The organism is Gemmatimonadaceae bacterium (assembly GCA_035633115.1).
Taxonomy (GTDB): domain Bacteria; phylum Gemmatimonadota; class Gemmatimonadetes; order Gemmatimonadales; family Gemmatimonadaceae; genus UBA4720.
On sequence record DASQFN010000044.1, the window covers coordinates 1 to 1,533 of the forward strand.

The window sequence follows — 1,533 nt, forward strand, 5'->3', positions numbered from 1 at the left end:
ACGTCAAGGGTTACCTGGGACCACCTGGAGGGATGGGTGCGGGGGAAGGTCCAGGATCTGATCCAAACCCTGCTGGAAGAGGAAGTCACCGAACTGTTGGGACGGGGCAAATCATCGCGGCGCCCAGGCATGGACGCCCCAAGCGGCTACCGCAACGGGTACGGGAAAGAGCGGAGGCTGACTCTAAGCTGCGGCACTATCAAGGTGCGCCGGCCCCGAGTCAGGGGCCTGGAGCAGCGTTTGGAGAGCCGGGTACTGCTCCTCTTCGCCCGGCGCACCCGGGAAGTAGACCAGCTCATCCCGGAGCTTTATCTCCATGGCTTGGCCCAAGGGGACTTTGACCTGGCCCTCCGGGGTCTCCTTGGGGACAAGGCGCCCATCTCGGCCGGCACGGTAGCCCGCCTCAAGGAGAAGTGGCAGGGGGAACTGAAAGAGTGGAGGGAACGAAGCCTGGCCGGCCTGGAGGTGGTCTACCTGTGGGTGGATGGGGTATACGTGAAGGCTGGGCTGGAGAAGGCCAAGGCGGCGCTGTTGGTGGCCATCGCCGGTCTGAGCGATGGGCGGAAGGTGGTGCTGGGGCTGGAGCCGGGCCACCGGGAGTCCACCGAGAGCTGGACTGAGCTGCTGCGGGGATTGAAGGGACGAGGAATGACCTGTCCCAGGCTGGTGGAGGGTGACGGGCACCTGGGCATCTGGGGTGCCTTGCGAAATGTGTATCCCGAAGCGTTGGAGCAGCGGTGCTGGAACCACAAGATGGTTAATGTGCTGGACAAGCTGCCCAAGAAACGCCAGGGGGAGGCCAAGGGGCAGTTGCAACAGATCGCCTATGCCGAGACCCTGGCCCAGGCCGAAGCGCGGCGGGACCAGTTTGTCCGCTGGTGCCAGAGGGAGGGCCAACCGGCCGCCGCCGCGACCCTGGTGCGGGACTGGGAGCGCATGGTCACCTTCTACCAGTTCCCCAGGGAGCACTGGAAGCACCTGAGGACCACCAATGTGGTGGAGTCCCCCTTTGCGGCCTTGCGGCTCAGGACCGACGCGGCCAAGCGGTTCAAGAAGGTGGAGAACGCCACGGCGGTGATCTTCAAGATGCTGCTGCTGGCCGAGGGACGGTTCCGCAGGCTCAATGCCCCGGAGCGGATGCAGCAGGTTTACTTGGGAGTCCGGTTTCAGGACGGGATTGAGGTCAAGCAGGCAAGATTGCTGGAGCTGGCTGCCTGAACACGTTTACACACCTATTGACGGTAGCTCGAACATGGACACGAATAACGGTAACGGCGTCTTGACCAGGAACGGCACGGAATAGTATCTGGCTAGTAGACCTACGATACCGAGAGGCCCAGTCCGGCCCTTGGGGGGTGCAGGACGCCCGGTGGGATGTCGCAGGAGGGAGGTCTACGGAGCCATTAGCCTAAACGGTCCCGCTCCCTATCATCCGTGGCTGAGAGAGTGGAAGTTCGCGCGGTAAATTCTGTTAGCAGGGTGCTGAAAAACCCCGACCATTCCCCTGGCCCCCTTTCTGGCCAGGGAGAGGGA

General features: G+C 63.2%; 1 protein-coding gene. It reads left to right on the forward strand.

Going from position 1 to position 1,533, the window contains the following annotated elements; translation table 11 throughout:
- On the forward strand, positions 1–1,218 hold a 1,218-nt coding region (locus tag VES88_03570; GenBank protein ID HYN80555.1), incomplete at its 5' end, for an IS256 family transposase.
- Positions 1,219–1,533 lie beyond the last annotated feature (315 nt).